The organism is Mycobacterium sp. 2YAF39, from assembly GCF_052114565.1.
In the GTDB taxonomy this organism is placed as follows: domain Bacteria; phylum Actinomycetota; class Actinomycetes; order Mycobacteriales; family Mycobacteriaceae; genus Mycobacterium.
The window spans coordinates 1-362 of record NZ_JBFREZ010000072.1 but is presented as its reverse complement, the minus strand read 5'-3'; the positions used below and the strand labels follow the sequence as shown (position 1 = coordinate 362).

Genomic DNA, 362 nt, shown 5'->3' with positions numbered 1-362 from the left:
GTCAACACGTTGGTGTTGCGGGTTGATCTGGCCGGTGATCCCACGGTTGCCGATCTACTGGAGCGCGTTCAGCACCGCGCCCTGGCCGCCTACGAGCACCAGGATGTGCCCTTCGAGCTGCTGGTCGACCGCCTCAACCCGGTCCGGTCGTTGGCTCATCACCCGATGGTGCAGGTGATGTTGGCCTGGCAAAACCTTCCCGCTGATCCGGCTGCCGCGCTGGGATTGGCGGATCTGCAGGTGTCCGCGTTGCCGATCGAGACACACACCGCACGGATGGACCTGAGCTTTTCGCTGACTGAACGATTCACCGACGGCGGTGAGGCAGCCGGGATTTCCGGTGTCGTGGAGTTCCGCACCGA

General features: G+C 63.8%; 1 protein-coding gene. It reads left to right on the top strand.

The window, feature by feature from the left end; all coding sequences use genetic code 11:
• Positions 1 to 362: condensation domain-containing protein (locus AB4Z42_RS28515; protein WP_442012600.1), on the top strand; the 362-nt coding region annotated here is incomplete at both ends.